Here is a 15,026-nt window from a genome sequence, read left to right as displayed (position 1 = left end):
TGTAGCAGCCATGCCGCGCGGCGCGGCTCAACGCAAGCGCGGCGTCGAGACCTTCACCTCGGCATTCTGGCCGCGCTGGCGCAGCAGGTGATCCATCAGGGTCAGTGCCATCATCGCCTCGGCGATGGGCGTGGCGCGGATGCCCACGCAGGGATCGTGGCGGCCCTTGGTGACGATCTCCACCGGCTGGCCATGGACATCGATGGAGCGCCCGGGCGTGGTGATGCTGGAGGTGGGCTTGAGCGCCAGGTGGGCGATGATCGACTGGCCGCTGGAGATGCCGCCCAGCACGCCGCCGGCATGGTTGGAGAGAAAGCCCTCGGGGGTCATCTCGTCGCGGTGCTCGCTGCCCCGCTGGGCCACCGAGGCGAAGCCGTCGCCGATCTCCACGCCCTTCACCGCGTTGATGCTCATCAGGCCGTGGGCCAGTTCCGCGTCCAGGCGGTCGAAGACCGGCTCCCCCAGCCCCGGCGGCACGCCCTCGGCCACCACGCTGATCTTCGCCCCCACCGAATCCTGGTCGCGGCGAAGCTGGTCCATGTAGGCCTCGAGCTCGGGCACCCGCTCGGGGTCGGGGCAGAAGAAGGGGTTCTCCTCCACCGCCTCCCACTGTTTGAAGTCGATGGCGATGGGGCCGAGCTGGCTCATGTAGCCGCGCACGGTGATGCCCTGGGCCGCCAGGTACTTCTTGGCGATGGCCCCGGCCGCCACCCGCATGGCGGTCTCCCGGGCGCTGGAGCGCCCGCCGCCGCGATAGTCGCGGATACCGTACTTGTGGTGATAGCTGTAGTCGGCGTGGGCCGGCCGGAACTGGTCCTTGATCTTCGAGTAGTCGGTGGAGCGCTGGTCGGTGTTCTCGATCACAAGGCCGATGGCGGTGCCGGTGGTCACCCCCTCGAAGACCCCGGAGAGGATCCGCACCCGGTCGGCCTCGCGGCGCTGGGTGGTGTGGCGGGAGCTGCCGGGACGGCGGCGGTCCAGGTCGTGCTGCAGGTCTTCCTCGGAGAGCAGCAGGCCCGGCGGGCAGCCATCGACGATGGCCCCCAGCGCCGGGCCGTGGCTCTCGCCGAAGGTGGTGACGGTGAACAGCTTGCCGAAGGTATTACCGGACATGGGCGCGCCTCCTGGGGTCGGGAGAGAGGGAAAAGGGGGAATCAGGCGAAGGACGCCGCATGGGCGTCGAGTTCGGCGGCGCTCAGGGCGAAGACCCCCTGGCCGCCGTGCTCGAATTCCAGCCACAGGAAGGGCACCTCGGGGAAGGCCGCCTCCAGGTGGTGATCGGAGTTGCCGACCTCGACGATCAGCACGCCGTCGTCGGTGAGGTGGTCGCGGGCCTCGCGCAGGATGCGCCGCACGATGTCCAGGCCGTCCCGGCCGGCGCCCAACGCCAGCGACGGCTCGTGGCGGAACTCGGCGGGCATGGTGGTGAGGTCGCGGCTGTCCACGTAGGGCGGGTTGGAGACGATCAGCTCAAAGCGCCGACCGGCGAGACCCGCGAAGAGGTCGGACTCCACGGCGCGCACCCGCTCGCCCACGTCGTGGCGGGTGATGTTCTGGCGCGCCACGGCCAGGGCCTCGGGGCTGATATCGGCCAGGTCGACCTCGCAGGTCGGCAGGTGCAGCGCCGTGGCGATGCCGATGCAGCCCGAGCCGGTGCAGAGGTCGAGCACCCGGGCGGGCGGCTCGTCGGGGAACCAGGCGGCGAAGCCGTGCTCGATCAGCTCGGCGATCGGCGAGCGCGGGATCAGCACCCGCTCGTCGACGCTGAACGGCAGACCGGCGAAGAAGGCCTCGCCCAGCAGGTAAGGCAGCGGCCGGCGCGTCTCGATACGCGCCCGCACCAGGGCCACGATGCGCGCGCGCTCCATGGGCAGCAACCGCGCCTCGAGCACCGCCGGATCGACGTTCCAGGGCAGGTGCAGGGCGCCCAGGGTCAGCGCCACGCCCTCGTCCCAGGCGGAGGCGGTGCCGTGGCCGTAGTGCAGCCCGGCCAGGTGGAACTCGCTGGCGGCCCAGCGCAGGCAGTCACGCAGGGTGATCAGGCCATCGCTTAGGGCCTGGTCGCTCAGCACGAGGGTGGACGTAGAGGCGTCGGGGAGAGATTCGGCCACGGGGCTTCCTGGTGTCGAGGGGTTCGGGGATGACGACGCCAGATTGTAACCGGGCCCGCGGTTCACAGCCACGGCTGGGGCGGTATACTGACGGCTCGCTCCTCCACCCGATGGTCCCATGAGTCGAGATCGCCACGTCCCGGACGACGACGAGATCAACGCCTTCCGCCAGGCCCTGCGCGAGGCCGGCGTGCGCCCCATTGCCAGCAACCGGGCCGATCCCGGTCGCCGGCGCCGGGGCGACGTCGCCGCGGCCGAGCGGCGCGCGGCCGCCACCACGGTCGCCGACGACCTCGCCGGCGGCGGGCGCACCTCGGATGGCCGGGTGGAGCCGGTGCGCCCCTCGGAGTTCCTCGACTTCGCCCTCCCCGACCTGCCCTGGCGCACCCGCCAGCAGCTCAAGCGCGGGCAGCTCGCCTGGGAGGCGGGGCTCGACCTGCACGGCCACACCCTGGAGGAGGCCCGGGAGGAGCTCGAGGCCTTCCTGCGCGACGCCGCCGACCGCCGGCGGCGCTGCGTGCTGGTGGTGCACGGCAAGGCCTGGGGCAGCACCCGCGACTACCCGGTGATCAAGAGCCACGTGAACGCCTGGCTGCGCGAGTGGCCCAGCGTGCTGGCCTTCTGCTCGGCCACCGCCATCGACGGCGGCACCGGGGCGGTCTACGTGCTGCTGCGCCGGCGCGGCGCCGAGGCCTGAGCGGCGGTCCGCCGGCCCGCGACGCGGCACGGCGCCTCAGGACGGGGCCTTCTCCTCTCCGCTCTCTTCGCCTGCTTCCTCTCCCGTTCCTTGGTCCGCTTCTTCTACGGGTCCTACGTCCGGTTCTTCGTCCGTTTCTTCGCCCGTCGGCTCGACGACGATCGCCTGATCGCCCCAGCCCGGATGGGTCAGCCCCTCGAAGCGGTCCAGGGCGTCCACCGCCAGGTGGCGACCGAGGCTGATCAGGGCCTCGGCGCGGTGGAACTCGTAGGCGCCGCACACCGTCTTGGGCACCTCGATCAGCACGTCCGGTGGATAGCCCGCCACCTTGTACTTGGCCAGCGCCGCCTGGGTGATGTCGAAGGAGGCCAGCACCATGTCCAGCCGCCCCCACTCCCTTCGATCGCGCTCCAGGGCCTCGTCCACCTGACCCTTCTTGTTGGCGGCGGGGGGAAGCGCGCCGCCGTTGCCGTTAGCATTGCCATTGCTCAAGCCGTCGAAGAGCCGCCGGGCGGCGCCGCGCACCCCATCGATCCAGCTGGCGAAGTCGACGCCGCCGGCATCGCGGGCCTCCTCCCGGGCCTTCTCCTCGGCGGCCTCGTCGGGGGGCAGCAGCTCCTCGAGGCTCACCGGCCGCGGGCTGTGGGCGGTGACGTTGACCGCCATCACGAAATCCGCCCGCGCCGACACCGTGGGAATGATCGGCAGCGGGTTGAGCAGTCCGCCGTCCACCAGCACCTGGTCGCCGCAATGCACCGGGGTGATCACCCCGGGCACGGCGATGGAGGCGCGGATCGCCTCGAGCAGCGAGCCGCTCTGGAACCACACCTCGCGCTGGCGGGTCAGGTCGGTGGCGACGGTGGTCACGGCAATGTCCAGGTCCTCGATGCGGGTATCGTCGATCAGGCTCTCGAGCTTGCTCATCACCTTGTTGGCGCGCATCGCGCCCATCGGGCTCCAGGTGACGTCGACCAGGCGCAGCACGTCGAAGTAGTCGAGCTGGCAGACCCAGTCGCGGTAGGCAGCGAGCTGGCCCGCCGCATAGACCCCGCCCACCAGCGCGCCCATGGAGCAGCCCGAGATCGCCACCACGCGATAGCCGCGGGCCTCGAGCTCCTCGATCACCCCGATATGGGCATAGCCGCGCGCCCCGCCGCTGCCGAGCACCAGGGCGACCGTCTTGTCGCGGGGGCTTGCGCCCTGCTGCTGCTGATTCATGCTCCGCCCTCCCTCTCGTGCCTGCGATCATGGGGGTGCTCGTGCGCCCGTTCGAGGGCCGGCCAGTCGGCGATGGTCCTCGCCACCTCCTCCGCGGCCGCCGGCTCCAGGTGCAGGTGGTGCCCGCCCGGCAGCACCCGACGCGTGAGCCGGGCCACCTCGCGGCGTGCCCGGCACGCCCGCGGCCGGTCGCCGAGGATGCCGGTCGTGCCCTCCACCAGCAGCACCGGACACTGCAGCGCCCGCAGCATGGCGGAGAGCTGCTCGGGGCAGAGCCGCACCGGCGAGGGGCGCAGCAGGCGCGCATCGGTGCGCAGCCGGACCCGCCCGTCGGGCAGCGCCTCGAGGTTGCGCCGCATCAGCGGGCGCGCCGTCTCGGCGTCGATGGGCGTCGCCCCACCGGCGACCCGTGCCGCCACGGCGGCCTCACTATCAGGATAGCTCGGTGCCCGGGCGCCAGAGGCGCTCCGTGCACGGCTGCGCCGCATGGCGAGCAGCCCCTTGCGCAGCTGGGCGGGGGCCTCCTCGGCCTCGGTGGTCAGCGCGCCCAGGCCATCGATCAGCACCAGCCTCTCGACCCGCTCGGGCAGCGCCGCCGCGGCGAGCCCGGCCACCCCGGCGCCCATGGAGTGGGCCAGCAGGGTCGGCCGCGCCAGGTCGAGGGCGTCGGCGACGTCGAGCAGGTCGTGGACGTAGTCCCAGAGCGCATAGCCGCCCGCGCGATGCGCCGACAGGCCGTGGCCGGCGAAGTCGAGGGCCACCACGCGGATCCCCAGGCGCTCGACAAGGTACGGGGCCAGGCGCGAGAAGCTCGCGGCGTTGTCGAGCCAGCCGTGCAGGGCCAGCCAGGTGGGGCCCGCGGGGTCGCCCCAGGCCAGGGCGGCCAGGCGGCCGTCGCACAGGCTCAAGGGCTGAGGTTGCGGGTGAGCGTGCGGCGCGCTCATGTCGATCGCCCGAGCAGTTCGTCGATCATCGCCACAAGCGCCGTGCGGGTCGCCTCGGGTACCTCCATGGGGAACATGTGCCCGCCCGGGACCTCGGCGACGCGCACCCCGCGGCGGCGCAGCCGGCGCCGGCGGTGCGCGGTGAGCACGCGGGACTCGTCACCCGCGAGCACCCCGAGGGGGACCTGGACCCGGGCGGGCAGGTCATCCAGGTGATCGGGCAGGTGGCGGAAGATCTGCACCTCGATGTCGGGGTCGTAGAGCAGCACCACGCGGCCGTCGTCGAGCTCCCGGGTGCCACCGTCCACGTAGTCGTGGAGGGCCCGGTCGGTGAAGCCGCGAAACAGCCCGCGGCGGCGCAGGTACTGGACCATCGCCTCGCGGCTGGGCCAGCTGTCGCGGCGCCCCAGGGTGCGGCCGGCCGGGGTGACGCGATCGGCGAGCCCCAGCCGCTTGGCGGCCTTCATCACCCAGGCGTCCAGGCCGAGCATCAGCGGCGGATCGAGCATCACCACGGCGTGGAAGCGCTCGGGCGCACGTTCGGCGGCCATCGCCATCAGCACCCCGCCCATGGAGTGGCCGACGCCGATGACCGGCCCGGGACGCTCGGCGAGGTGCGCGAGGAGCTCGTCGCGCAGGGCCAGCCAGTTGTGCCCCACCGGAAAGTCGGGGTGATGGCCGAGGCGGTCCAGCGGGTGCACGTCGAAGCGCTCGGCCAGCGGCGCCAGGAAGCTGCGATAGCTCCGGCCCGGGAAGCCGTTGGCGTGGGCGAAGACGAGGGGAAGACGCGAGGTCTGGTCGGATCGGCGCATGGGGGCTCCTTCGAGGGCAGCCGGCCGGTGCCCTTCTGGCGATAGCAGGCTAACGGGATTACCATGGTTCGCCAAGTCGTCCCTTGGCGGCAACCCCACAGAGAGGAGCTTACCTTGGCCGATTCCCGCAAGCCCGCCCGCGATACCCGCGCACGCAACCGGGTGTTCTTCGTCACCGTGATCACCGCCGTGGTCGTCGGCCTATGGCTGGCACGCTGAAGAGCCTCATGTCACGGCGCACCCGAGGCGCCGTCTAGGTGTCCCGATAGCGAGCATACATATCGCGGGAGCGCTCAAGGTGCTGCTGCATGGCCGCCCGGGCCGCCGGCGCATCGCGGTCGAGGATGGCCTTGAGGATCCGGGAATGTTCTTCATACACCAGTTCGAGGTAGCGCGAGGCGGCACTGGGGTCGATGTCGATGCTCAACAGCTTGGCCCGCGGGATGATGCTGTCGCTCAAAGGCTCGTAGAGGCGATCGAAGCAGACGTTGTGCGTGGCCTTGATGATCGCATGATGGAAGGCGAAATCCTCGCGGCGCGCCTGGGACTTCGACTTCGCCGACTGGGCCTCGATGAATTCAGCATGCCGGGCCTCCAGGCGCTGGCGGTCCTCGGCGTCGTGACGCAGGGCAGCCAACTCCGCCGCCCGCGGCTCCAGAGCAAGGCGCAGCTCTAGGACCTCGAGAATGTCCTCCACGGTGCGGGGACTGATATGCACGGCCGGCCGCGGCTCGGCCGCTTCGCTACGCAGTACCGTGGTGCCGACGCCACGCCGGGTCTCGACCAGCCCCAGCGACTTGAGGTGAGTGATCGCCTCACGCACCACCGTGCGGCTGACGCCGAAGGCCTCGCAAAGCTCACTCTCGGTGGGCAACTTGCTCCCCACCGGCGCCTCACCGGAGGCGATGCGGCGCTCGAGCTGCTCCACCACCGCCTGGGAAAGGCTGCCCTCGCGGGTGACGCGCTGGACATCCCATGAACCCGATATCGCCATTTCAGAACCCTTTGCCATAAACCAGTCCTATCATGTCACGTGGCGAGATGCCGACGAACCGGCCTTCATGGGCTGGATCCACCATCTCACCACGGCAGCTATCGACCGTGCACCGCTAGCGTCACCTGCCCCTTCGCTGACGCATTTCGCGCCATGCACAGAGCCCCACGCCGACATTAATCATACATCTCACTACCTATCCACGCATGACGGGCTCCGCCCCCTGGTGTGCCTACGGCGCGTTGTCATCCCTGAAACTTCACAAGGTGCCGCGTGACCGGCGGTAGGTTTCCTTGCCTTTCCTGGTCATCCCGACCAGGACCTTGCCCGTTCATGGCCCTCGTCGCCGGCAACAGACGCGGAGCGGGCGAAGCAACGTTAAAAAGGCGGCCCGAAGGCCGCCAAGAGCTTACTGCCTGCCCGTCACTGCGTACACTCCCGCTTACCGTCAACCAAGCGGCTGACGCCGGCCGGGTTGCCGTCACGCAGCGCCTCGGGAAGCAGGCCTTGAGGCAGGTTCTGGTAGCACACCGGGCGCAGGAAGCGATGAATCGCCGCACTCCCCACCGAGGTGGTGCGGGAGTCCGAAGTGGCCGGGTAGGGGCCACCGTGGACCATGGCGTGGCACACCTCGACGCCGGTGGGCCAGCCGTTGGCCATCACACGGCCGGCGCGACGCTCGAGAATCGGCAGCAGACGCCGGGCGGCGTCCAGGTCGCCGTCGTCCATCTGCAGGGTCGCGGTCAGCTGGCCTTCCAGGTGCTCGGCCACGCGCTTCACGTCGGCCTGATCGGCACACTCGACCACCAGGGACGTGGCACCGAAGACCTCGGCCTGCAGGGCCTCATCCGTCAGGAAGTCGTCGGCCGAGGCCACGAACAGCCCGGCCTGGCAAGCATTGGGGCCGTCGCCGGCCGGGCCGCGTGCCACTTCGCGAGCCTTGCTGCTGGCGACCAGGCCATCGACGCCCTGGGTGTAGGCGTCATGGATGCCCGGGGTCAGCATGGTCTGCGCCGCGGCGCCCTTGATCGCTTCGCCGGCGGCGGCGAGGAACGCCTCCAGAGAGTCGCCCCGCTGGGCGATGACCAGGCCGGGATTGGTGCAGAACTGGCCGGCGCCCATGTTCAGCGAGCCGATGAAGGCCTCGCCCAGTTCCTTGGCGCGCGCCTTAAGGGCCTCGGTCAGCAGGAACACCGGGTTGATCGAGCTCATCTCGGCGTAGACCGGGATCGGCTCGGGACGCTCCTGGGCGGCCTTCGCCAGCGCCGTACCGCCGCTGCGCGAGCCGGTGAAGCCCACCGCCTTGATGCGCGGGTCACGCACCAGGCCCTGGCCCACGTCCTGGCCGGAGCCGTAAATCAGCGAGAACACGCCTTCGGGCAGCTCGCACCGGGCGACGGCGCGTTGCACGGCGCGGCCGACCAGCTCGCTGGTGCCGGGGTGGGCCGAGTGCGCCTTGACCACCACCGGGCAGCCGGCGGCCAGCGCGGAGGCGGTGTCGCCGCCGGCCACCGAGAAGGCCAACGGGAAGTTGGAGGCGCCGAACACGGCCACCGGGCCCAAGGCGATGTGGCGCTGGCGCAGGTCGACCCGCGGCATCGGCTCACGCTCGGGCAGCGCTGGGTCAATGCGCACGTCGAGCCACTCGCCAGTACGAACCACCGAGGCGAACAGGCGCAACTGGCCACAGGTGCGGCCGCGCTCGCCCTCGAGACGGGCACGCGGCAGGCCGGACTCGGCCATGGCACGCTCGATCAGCGCATCGCCGATAGCCTCGATCTCCTCGGCCACGGTCTCCAGGAAGCGCGCTCGCGCCTCGAGGCCGGTCTCGCGATAGGTCTCGAAGGCCGCCCAGGCAAGCTCGCAGGCCTGGTCAACCTCCTCCTGGCCGCCGGCGGCATAGGCCGGCGGCAGGGTCTCGCCTGTGGCGGGGTTGGTGGCGTGGATCGCTTTGCCATCGGCGGTCACGGCACGCTGGCCGATCAGTTGCTTGCCTTCCAGAGTCATGGAGCTTCTCCTGTCATGGGACGCCGGAGCACGGCGCCGTTCAGGTCGGGCGAGGCGACGCGAGTCATCTCGCCGAGCAATGGGATCTAGGGGGTATCAGCGCACGACCATCAGCGGACCAGGGCGGGCCGCTTGGGATCGAACTCCCAGCCCTGGATCAGATACTGCATCGCCATGGCGTCGTTGCGCTGGGTCACGTCGAGGCGCTTGTACTTCTCGTGCGCCTCCATGAGCTTGTCGTCATCCAGCTCGATGCCGAGGCCCGGCGTGGTCGGCACGGCGAGCTTGCCGTCACGAATCTGGAACGGCGCCTTGGTGATGCGCTGACCGTCCTGCCAGATCCAGTGGGTGTCGATGGCGGTGATCTCGCCCGGGCAGGCGGCGGCCACGTGGGTCATCATCGCCAGCGAGATGTCGAAGTGGTTATTGCTGTGCGAGCCCCAGGTCATTCCCCACTCGTTGCACAGCTCCCCCACGGCCACGGCTCCCTGCATGGTCCAGAAGTGGCAGTCGGCCAGCGGGATGTCCACGGCATTGAGCTGAACCGCCAGCTGCAGTTGCTTGTAGTCGGTGGCGATCATGTTGGTGGCGGTGGGCATGCCGGTGCGCTTCTTGAACTCGGCCATGGTCTCACGGCCGGAGAAGCCCCCCTCCTGGCCACAGGGATCCTCGGCATAGCTCAGCAGGTGCTTGATAGGCTCCAGCACCCGCACCGCCTCGTCGAGCTTCCAGGCCCCATTGGGATCGAGGGTCAGGCGTGCCTCGGGGAACGCCTCATGGAGCGCACGGATACAGTCGGCTTCCTCCTCGCCGCGCAACACCCCGCCCTTGAGCTTGAAATCCTTGAAGCCATAGCGCTCGTAGGCGGCCTTGGCCAGGTTGGCGACGGCCTCAGGGGTCATGGCCTCGCGATAACGCACCTCGTCCCATGCATCCTTGGGGTCGGTGACTTTCGGGTAGGGAAGATCGGTCTTGTCCGGGTCGCCGAGCAGGAACAGATAGCCTAGCGCCTCGACTTCGTCTCGCTGACGACCGTACTGGCCAAGCAGGTCGGCGACCGGCATGCCCAGCGTTTGGCCGAACAGGTCAAACAGCGCCGACTCGATGGCTGTGACCACGTGCACGGCCACTCGCAGATCGAAGGTCTGGCGACCACGCTCCTCTGGCCCGCCCTGGGCCAGCAGATCACGGGCCCGGCTCAATACCTTCTTGACCTCGTTGACGTAAGCGCCTTCCACCAGCGGGCGGCACTTGTCCAGTCCCTTCAGGATGCCGTCACTGGAGGGAATCTCGCCGACCCCGCGGTTGCCGGCTTCGTCTTCCAGCACCAGCACGCAGCGGATGAACCAGGGCGCGTGGCCGCCGCTCAGGTTGAGCAGGAAACCATCTTCACCGGCCACCGGCACGATGTTCATCTTGGTAATCTTGGGAAACATGGGGCTCTTGCCTCCTATCGAAATCGCTAAGGAACTCAGGTCACCGGCGCCGGGTTGAACAGCACCAAATCGTTGTAGAGGCCAAGCCGATCAGCGGCGACCTGGCGGCGGCCGCTGGCCACCTCGATGATCAGCTGGAACAGCTCCCAGCCGACATCCTCGATACTCGCCTCGCCGGTGGCGATACGCCCGGCATCGAGATCGATCAGATCGTGCCAGCGCCGCCCCAGGGCGGAATTGCTGGAAACCTTGATGACCGGGGTCATCGGCAGGTTGTAGGGCGTGCCACGCCCGGTGGTGAAGACCTGCAGATTCATGCCCGCGGCCGCCTGAAGGGTGCCGCAGATAAAGTCACTGGCCGGGGTGGCGGCGAAGGTCAAGCCGCGCTCGCGCAGCCGCTCACCCGGGCCGATGACGTCGACGATCGGCGAGTTGCCGGACTTGATCACCGAGCCCAGCGCCTTTTCGACGATATTGGAGAGCCCGCCCTTCTTGTTGCCCGGCGAGGTGTTGGCGCTGCGATCCGCCTGGCCCTGGGAGAGGTAGTCGTCGTACCAGGCCATCTGGTCGATCAGCGCCTGGCCGACCGAGCGATCCACCGCGCGCGGCGTCAGCAGGTGGATAGCATCGCGCACCTCGGTGACCTCGGAGAACATCACGCTGCCCCCGGCGCGCACGATCAGGTCGGTGGCGAAGCCCACCGCCGGGTTGGCGGTCAGCCCGGAGAAGGCGTCGCTACCGCCGCACTGCATGCCCACCACCAGATCGGAAACCGGACATGTCTCGCGGCGTCGCCGCTCGAGGCGCTCGAGATGGCGCTCGGCCATGGCCATGATGCCCGCGATTATCTCGTCGAATCCGGTGAAGGACTCGTCCTGCAGGCTCAGTACGTTGGCCTCAGGATCGGCTGCCGCGGTGTTTTCAAAGACCTTCACCGGTCGATCCTCGACCAGGGTCGAGGGCTGCAGCTTCTCGCAGCCGAGCCCGATGACCATCACCTCATTGCCGAAATTGGGGTTCAGGGCCAGGTGCTTGAGGGTGCGGATCGGCACCACAGCGGCCGGCGCATTGATCGCCACGCCGCAGCCATAGCTGTGGTTAAGCCCCACCACGTCGTCGACATTGGGAAAGCGCGGCAGCAGCTCGCGCTTGATGCGCTGGACCACGTGATCGACGGTGCCCGCCACGCACTGCACGCTGGTGGTGATGCCGAGCACGTTCTTGGTGCCCACGCTGCCGTCGGCATTGCGGAAACCCTCGAAGGTGTAGCCCTCCAGCGGCTCCACATGCGGCGCCTGGCGCGTGGCCAGCGCCAAATTCTCCAGGGGCGGTGGCGTGGGCATGTGCAGGTTGGTCTCGTTGACATGCCCCCCCTGGGGAATGGCCGTGGCGGCCATCCCGATCACTTCGCCATAACGGATCACCTCGTCGCCCTCTGACAATGCCTCAAGCGCCACCTTATGCCCCTGAGGAACCGCCACCTGGAGTTCGATGATGTCATCGAGCCACTCACCGGCGGACAAGCCACCCTGCTCGACGACCACGGCGACATTGTCCTTCGGGTGAGTGCGAATCACCCTGGGAGCGGTGCGTATGTACGTCATGTTCGGCCCTCGCGGTCAAAAGAGAGATGAGCAAGCATCACGCCGCTTCCAGGCGACGCTTAGCGCGGCTTTTCAGCCCCATCACCACCGAGAAGGCCACCGAGGCGGCAATCAAGCCCCAGAGCACCATGGCGATGGGGCTCTTGGTGAAAAAGATCGAGAAGGTGCCGAAGGACTCCAGGCTCTTGACGAAGTAGATCTCCGCCTGCCCCCCGAGAATGAAGCCGATGATCAAGGGCGCCACCTCGAGACCGACCTTCTGGATCAGATAGCCCAGTACGCCGAAGATCAGCAGGGTCCAGACGTCGAACATGATGCCGTAGTTGATGGCGTAGGCCCCGACCACGCACATCATCACGATGAGGGGATAGAGGATATACTTGGGTACCAGCACCACCTTGGCGATATGCTTGATGGCGTAGAACATCAGGAAGAACATCACGATATTGGCGAACACCAGGGCGGTCATCATCACGTACCAGGTATCGTGGTTTTCCGGAATGAACAGCGGCCCGACCTGGATGCCCTGAAGAGTGAAGGCGCCAATCAATACCGCCGTGGTGGAGTCCCCCGGGATGCCGAGCGACAGCAGGGGAATCAGCGCGCCGCCGGTCAATGCATTGTTGGCCGACTCGGAGGCGATCAGCCCCTGGGGCGCGCCCTTGCCCATCTCGCTGGAATCCCGCGACAGGTTCTTCTCTTGGGTGTAGGCCAGCACCGAGGCGGCGCTACCGCCGACACCCGGCAGCATGCCCACGAAGGTGCCGATGAAGGAGGAACGCACCAGGTTGGTCAAACGCCCCCTGAAGAGGCCCATGGAGAAGCCACCGCCCTTGCCGATCTTGATCTCCTTGTCGGACAGGCCACTTTTCACGCCTGCCTCCGCCTCCAGCAGGATGGTGGCGATGCCGAAGATGCCGATCAGTACCGGCAGCAGGGAAAAGCCCTCGAACAGGTAGGGCTCGAGGAAATCGAACATCAGTCGTGTCTTGCCGTTGCCGCCGTCGGAAATGCTGTAGGTACCGATCAGACTCAACCAGATTCCCAGCACGCCGCTGAAGATGCCTACCAGCATGTTGCGAGACATGGAGGCAATGACCGTCAGTGCCAGCAGAATGATCAGGAACTTTTCCACATAGGAGAACTTGATGGAGAACTCTGCGAGCAGTGGCGCGAACAGGAAGAGCACGGCGGCACTGATCAGGCCACCAACCACGGAAGCCACCACGCAGACACGCAAGGCGCGCTCCCCTTCCCCCCTCTGGGCCATGGGGTAGCCGTCGAAAGTGGTGGTGATCGAGGATGGGGTGCCGGGGATGTTGAGCAGAACGGCCGGTACCATGCCACCGGAGATTCCCCCCACATAGAGCCCCAGCAGGAGCGCCAGACCATGGTGAAGCCCCAGGGCATAGGTGAGCGGCAGACACACGGCCACTGCCATGGTCGCGGTCATCCCGGGGATGGCCCCGAAAATGATGCCGACCAGGGCCCCAAGGGCCGCCAACAGGAAGAAGGTGATATCGAGTAACGACAGCATATCCAGCATCGGGAACGACTCCGCTACGGCAGGGTGATTTGAAACAGCTTAGCGAGGATGAACCACGCCAGGCTCGGCGCCACGATGGCATTGATGGCAGCGGTGACGACCTTACGCTTGGTCCTGGTATGCATGTACATCAGCGACATCAGGAAAACGAAGACCACCGAGACAAACAGAAAGCCGTAGCCCGTGTAGGGAAACAGATTGCCGACCACATCCATCAGGTAGAAATAGGCGGCAATCAACGCCAGGGTTCCGAAGAAGCGAAACTTGTCCATGGACTCGCCCAGGATCGGCAATGTCCTCTCCCCTCGCCTGACCGCGGCGAGAAAGGGCACCACATTGAGGGCCAGAACTAGCGCGAACAGCCCTCCCATCAACCAATGAATAATACGAGGAAAGAACAAGTGAGAAGTCTCGAAATCGATCGAGACACTGAGCAGGGATGTCAGTCCTGATTCCATAGCGGCTCCGATGAAGGCTTTCGTTCAAGCGAGCCTTTCGACGTTATAGGAGTTGAACAACGGCGGATAACGCCGGCGGGTATTCCCGCCGGCGCTCGTGGCTTACTGGATATTCTCGATGATTTCCTTGTAGACGGTCATCTTGTTCTCCAGGTACTCAGCCGCTTCGTCGGAGGGCTTGAAGTTGGGGATGAAGAAGGATTTTTTCTGAACCTCCTGGATCTCACCCTCGGCATAGATCTCGCTCAAGGCCGTGTCGATCTGCTCCACGATGGCCGGATCCATATCCTTGTTGTAGAGGAAGAAGAACTCCTTATCGAAGGTGAAGTTCTCGTCACCCATGGTGACGCTCACGTTCGGCTCCACATACTGCAGTAGCTGCTCGCGGGAAGTCTGTCCCAGCCCCTCTTCCGGGGCCTGTTCGATGGTGCTCTGACGCGCGGTCAGCCACACGAAGCGCATGGCTTTCTGATCGTCTTCCGGCAGGCGGGTATACTGCTCATTGGCCTGAACGGTGCCATTGATCAGGTCCGCCTGGTCATCGAAGAGCTGCTGATTCTTGTCCGCCTGGGAGCCGGTATTGACCGCCACCAGATTGTCTTCCATGCCCGGGTACTCGATGGAGATGGCATTCTTCAGCGCACTAAAGCCAATCTCGGAGACGCCGCCCGGCTGGATGGCGACGCGAACTTCCTCGCCGTTGCCCACAGCCTCGATCACCTCTTCCATGTTCTCGTAGGGCGAATCCTTGGGCACCAGGTAGGCGTTGCCGGGATTGATGGCGACGGTCGGCCCGATGGTGTATTTCTCGAAGATGTTGTCGTATCCCTCAACGCCGTACAGGTAGCCGAGGTAGGACTGATCGTGGAAGATCATCAGGGTATTGCCACGCGAATCCCGATCCAGGAAACGGAAGGCCGAGCTGGCGCCCACGGCATCCACTTTCATGTTGAGGTCGAGCTTCTCGGACAGGGCATCGACGACGATGCTGGAGTTCTGGTAGGTGTCACCCCCAGTGGAGGTCGAGCCGATCACCACGCGGATATTGCCACGCAGGGGACCGTCGGCAGCCATCACGGCGGCGCTGCCGAAGGCCATGCCGGCCATCAGGACGGAGACACCAAGGGTCTTGGGAACGTTGGGCATGCTCATGGGTTCACCTCTTCGCTGTCATTGTTAAGAGTGGGTGATGGTCAGGC

Annotated in this window: 13 protein-coding genes; 1 reads left to right on the top strand and 12 read right to left on the bottom strand. The window is 67.2% G+C overall.

Annotated elements, in window-relative coordinates; genetic code table 11:
• Window positions 1-27: 27 nt before the first annotated feature.
• On the bottom strand, window positions 28-1,113 hold the full coding sequence (gene aroC, locus C9F13_RS09175; protein WP_108445921.1) for a chorismate synthase: 1,086 nt from the start codon (window positions 1,111-1,113) through the stop codon (window positions 28-30).
• A gap of 41 nt (window positions 1,114-1,154) precedes the next feature.
• Window positions 1,155-2,111 carry a 50S ribosomal protein L3 N(5)-glutamine methyltransferase gene (prmB, locus tag C9F13_RS09170; RefSeq protein ID WP_245888743.1) on the bottom strand — a complete coding sequence of 319 codons (957 nt, stop codon included), beginning with the start codon at window positions 2,109-2,111 and terminating at the stop codon, window positions 1,155-1,157.
• 118 nt (window positions 2,112-2,229) lie between these two features.
• Here prmB and C9F13_RS09165 point away from each other — a divergent pair, with 118 nt between their 5' ends.
• Window positions 2,230-2,808 carry a Smr/MutS family protein gene (locus tag C9F13_RS09165; RefSeq protein WP_108445919.1) on the top strand — a complete coding sequence of 193 codons (579 nt, stop codon included), beginning with the start codon at window positions 2,230-2,232 and terminating at the stop codon, window positions 2,806-2,808.
• Window positions 2,809-2,844: 36 nt separating this feature from the next.
• Here the strand turns inward: C9F13_RS09165 and C9F13_RS09160 are convergent, their stop codons facing one another.
• The 10 genes from C9F13_RS09160 to C9F13_RS09115 all read right to left on the bottom strand — a co-directional run bounded on the left by C9F13_RS09160 (window position 2,845) and on the right by C9F13_RS09115 (window position 14,979).
• Complete coding sequence (locus C9F13_RS09160; RefSeq protein WP_108445918.1) at window positions 2,845-4,026, bottom strand: patatin-like phospholipase family protein; 1,182 nt, start codon at window positions 4,024-4,026, stop codon at window positions 2,845-2,847.
• A complete protein-coding gene (locus C9F13_RS09155) occupies window positions 4,023-4,970 on the bottom strand; it encodes an alpha/beta fold hydrolase (RefSeq protein ID WP_108445917.1) in 948 nt (315 codons plus the stop codon). Before C9F13_RS09155 ends, C9F13_RS09160 begins: the two co-directional genes overlap by 4 nt.
• Window positions 4,967-5,782: an alpha/beta fold hydrolase gene (locus tag C9F13_RS09150; RefSeq protein ID WP_108445916.1), complete on the bottom strand. Its 816-nt coding sequence runs from the start codon at window positions 5,780-5,782 to the stop codon at window positions 4,967-4,969. Before C9F13_RS09150 ends, C9F13_RS09155 begins: the two co-directional genes overlap by 4 nt.
• Before the next feature lie 253 nt (window positions 5,783-6,035).
• Entirely contained in the window at window positions 6,036-6,794 is a 759-nt protein-coding gene (locus tag C9F13_RS09145) for a FadR/GntR family transcriptional regulator (protein WP_245888742.1), read from the bottom strand.
• 405 nt (window positions 6,795-7,199) lie between these two features.
• A complete protein-coding gene (locus tag C9F13_RS09140) occupies window positions 7,200-8,783 on the bottom strand; it encodes an aldehyde dehydrogenase (NADP(+)) (RefSeq protein ID WP_108445914.1) in 1,584 nt (527 codons plus the stop codon).
• 110 nt (window positions 8,784-8,893) lie between these two features.
• Complete coding sequence (locus C9F13_RS09135) at window positions 8,894-10,219, bottom strand: enolase C-terminal domain-like protein (protein ID WP_108445913.1); 1,326 nt, start codon at window positions 10,217-10,219, stop codon at window positions 8,894-8,896.
• Window positions 10,220-10,254: 35 nt separating this feature from the next.
• Window positions 10,255-11,823 (bottom strand): galactarate dehydratase, encoded by a 1,569-nt coding sequence (gene garD, locus C9F13_RS09130; protein WP_108445912.1) that lies wholly within the window; start codon window positions 11,821-11,823, stop codon window positions 10,255-10,257.
• A gap of 37 nt (window positions 11,824-11,860) precedes the next feature.
• Entirely contained in the window at window positions 11,861-13,369 is a 1,509-nt protein-coding gene (locus tag C9F13_RS09125) for a tripartite tricarboxylate transporter permease (protein WP_108445911.1), read from the bottom strand.
• Between the two features lie 14 nt (window positions 13,370-13,383).
• A complete protein-coding gene (locus C9F13_RS09120) occupies window positions 13,384-13,827 on the bottom strand; it encodes a tripartite tricarboxylate transporter TctB family protein (RefSeq protein WP_108445910.1) in 444 nt (147 codons plus the stop codon).
• Between the two features lie 102 nt (window positions 13,828-13,929).
• On the bottom strand, window positions 13,930-14,979 hold the full coding sequence (locus C9F13_RS09115; RefSeq protein ID WP_108445909.1) for a type 2 periplasmic-binding domain-containing protein: 1,050 nt from the start codon (window positions 14,977-14,979) through the stop codon (window positions 13,930-13,932).
• Between the last annotated feature and the right edge of the window lie 47 nt (window positions 14,980-15,026).

This window comes from Halomonas denitrificans (genome assembly GCF_003056305.1).
Classification (GTDB): domain Bacteria; phylum Pseudomonadota; class Gammaproteobacteria; order Pseudomonadales; family Halomonadaceae; genus Halomonas; species Halomonas denitrificans.
Note: the sequence above shows the minus strand (reverse complement) of the source record. Positions and strands in the feature narration are given on the sequence as shown.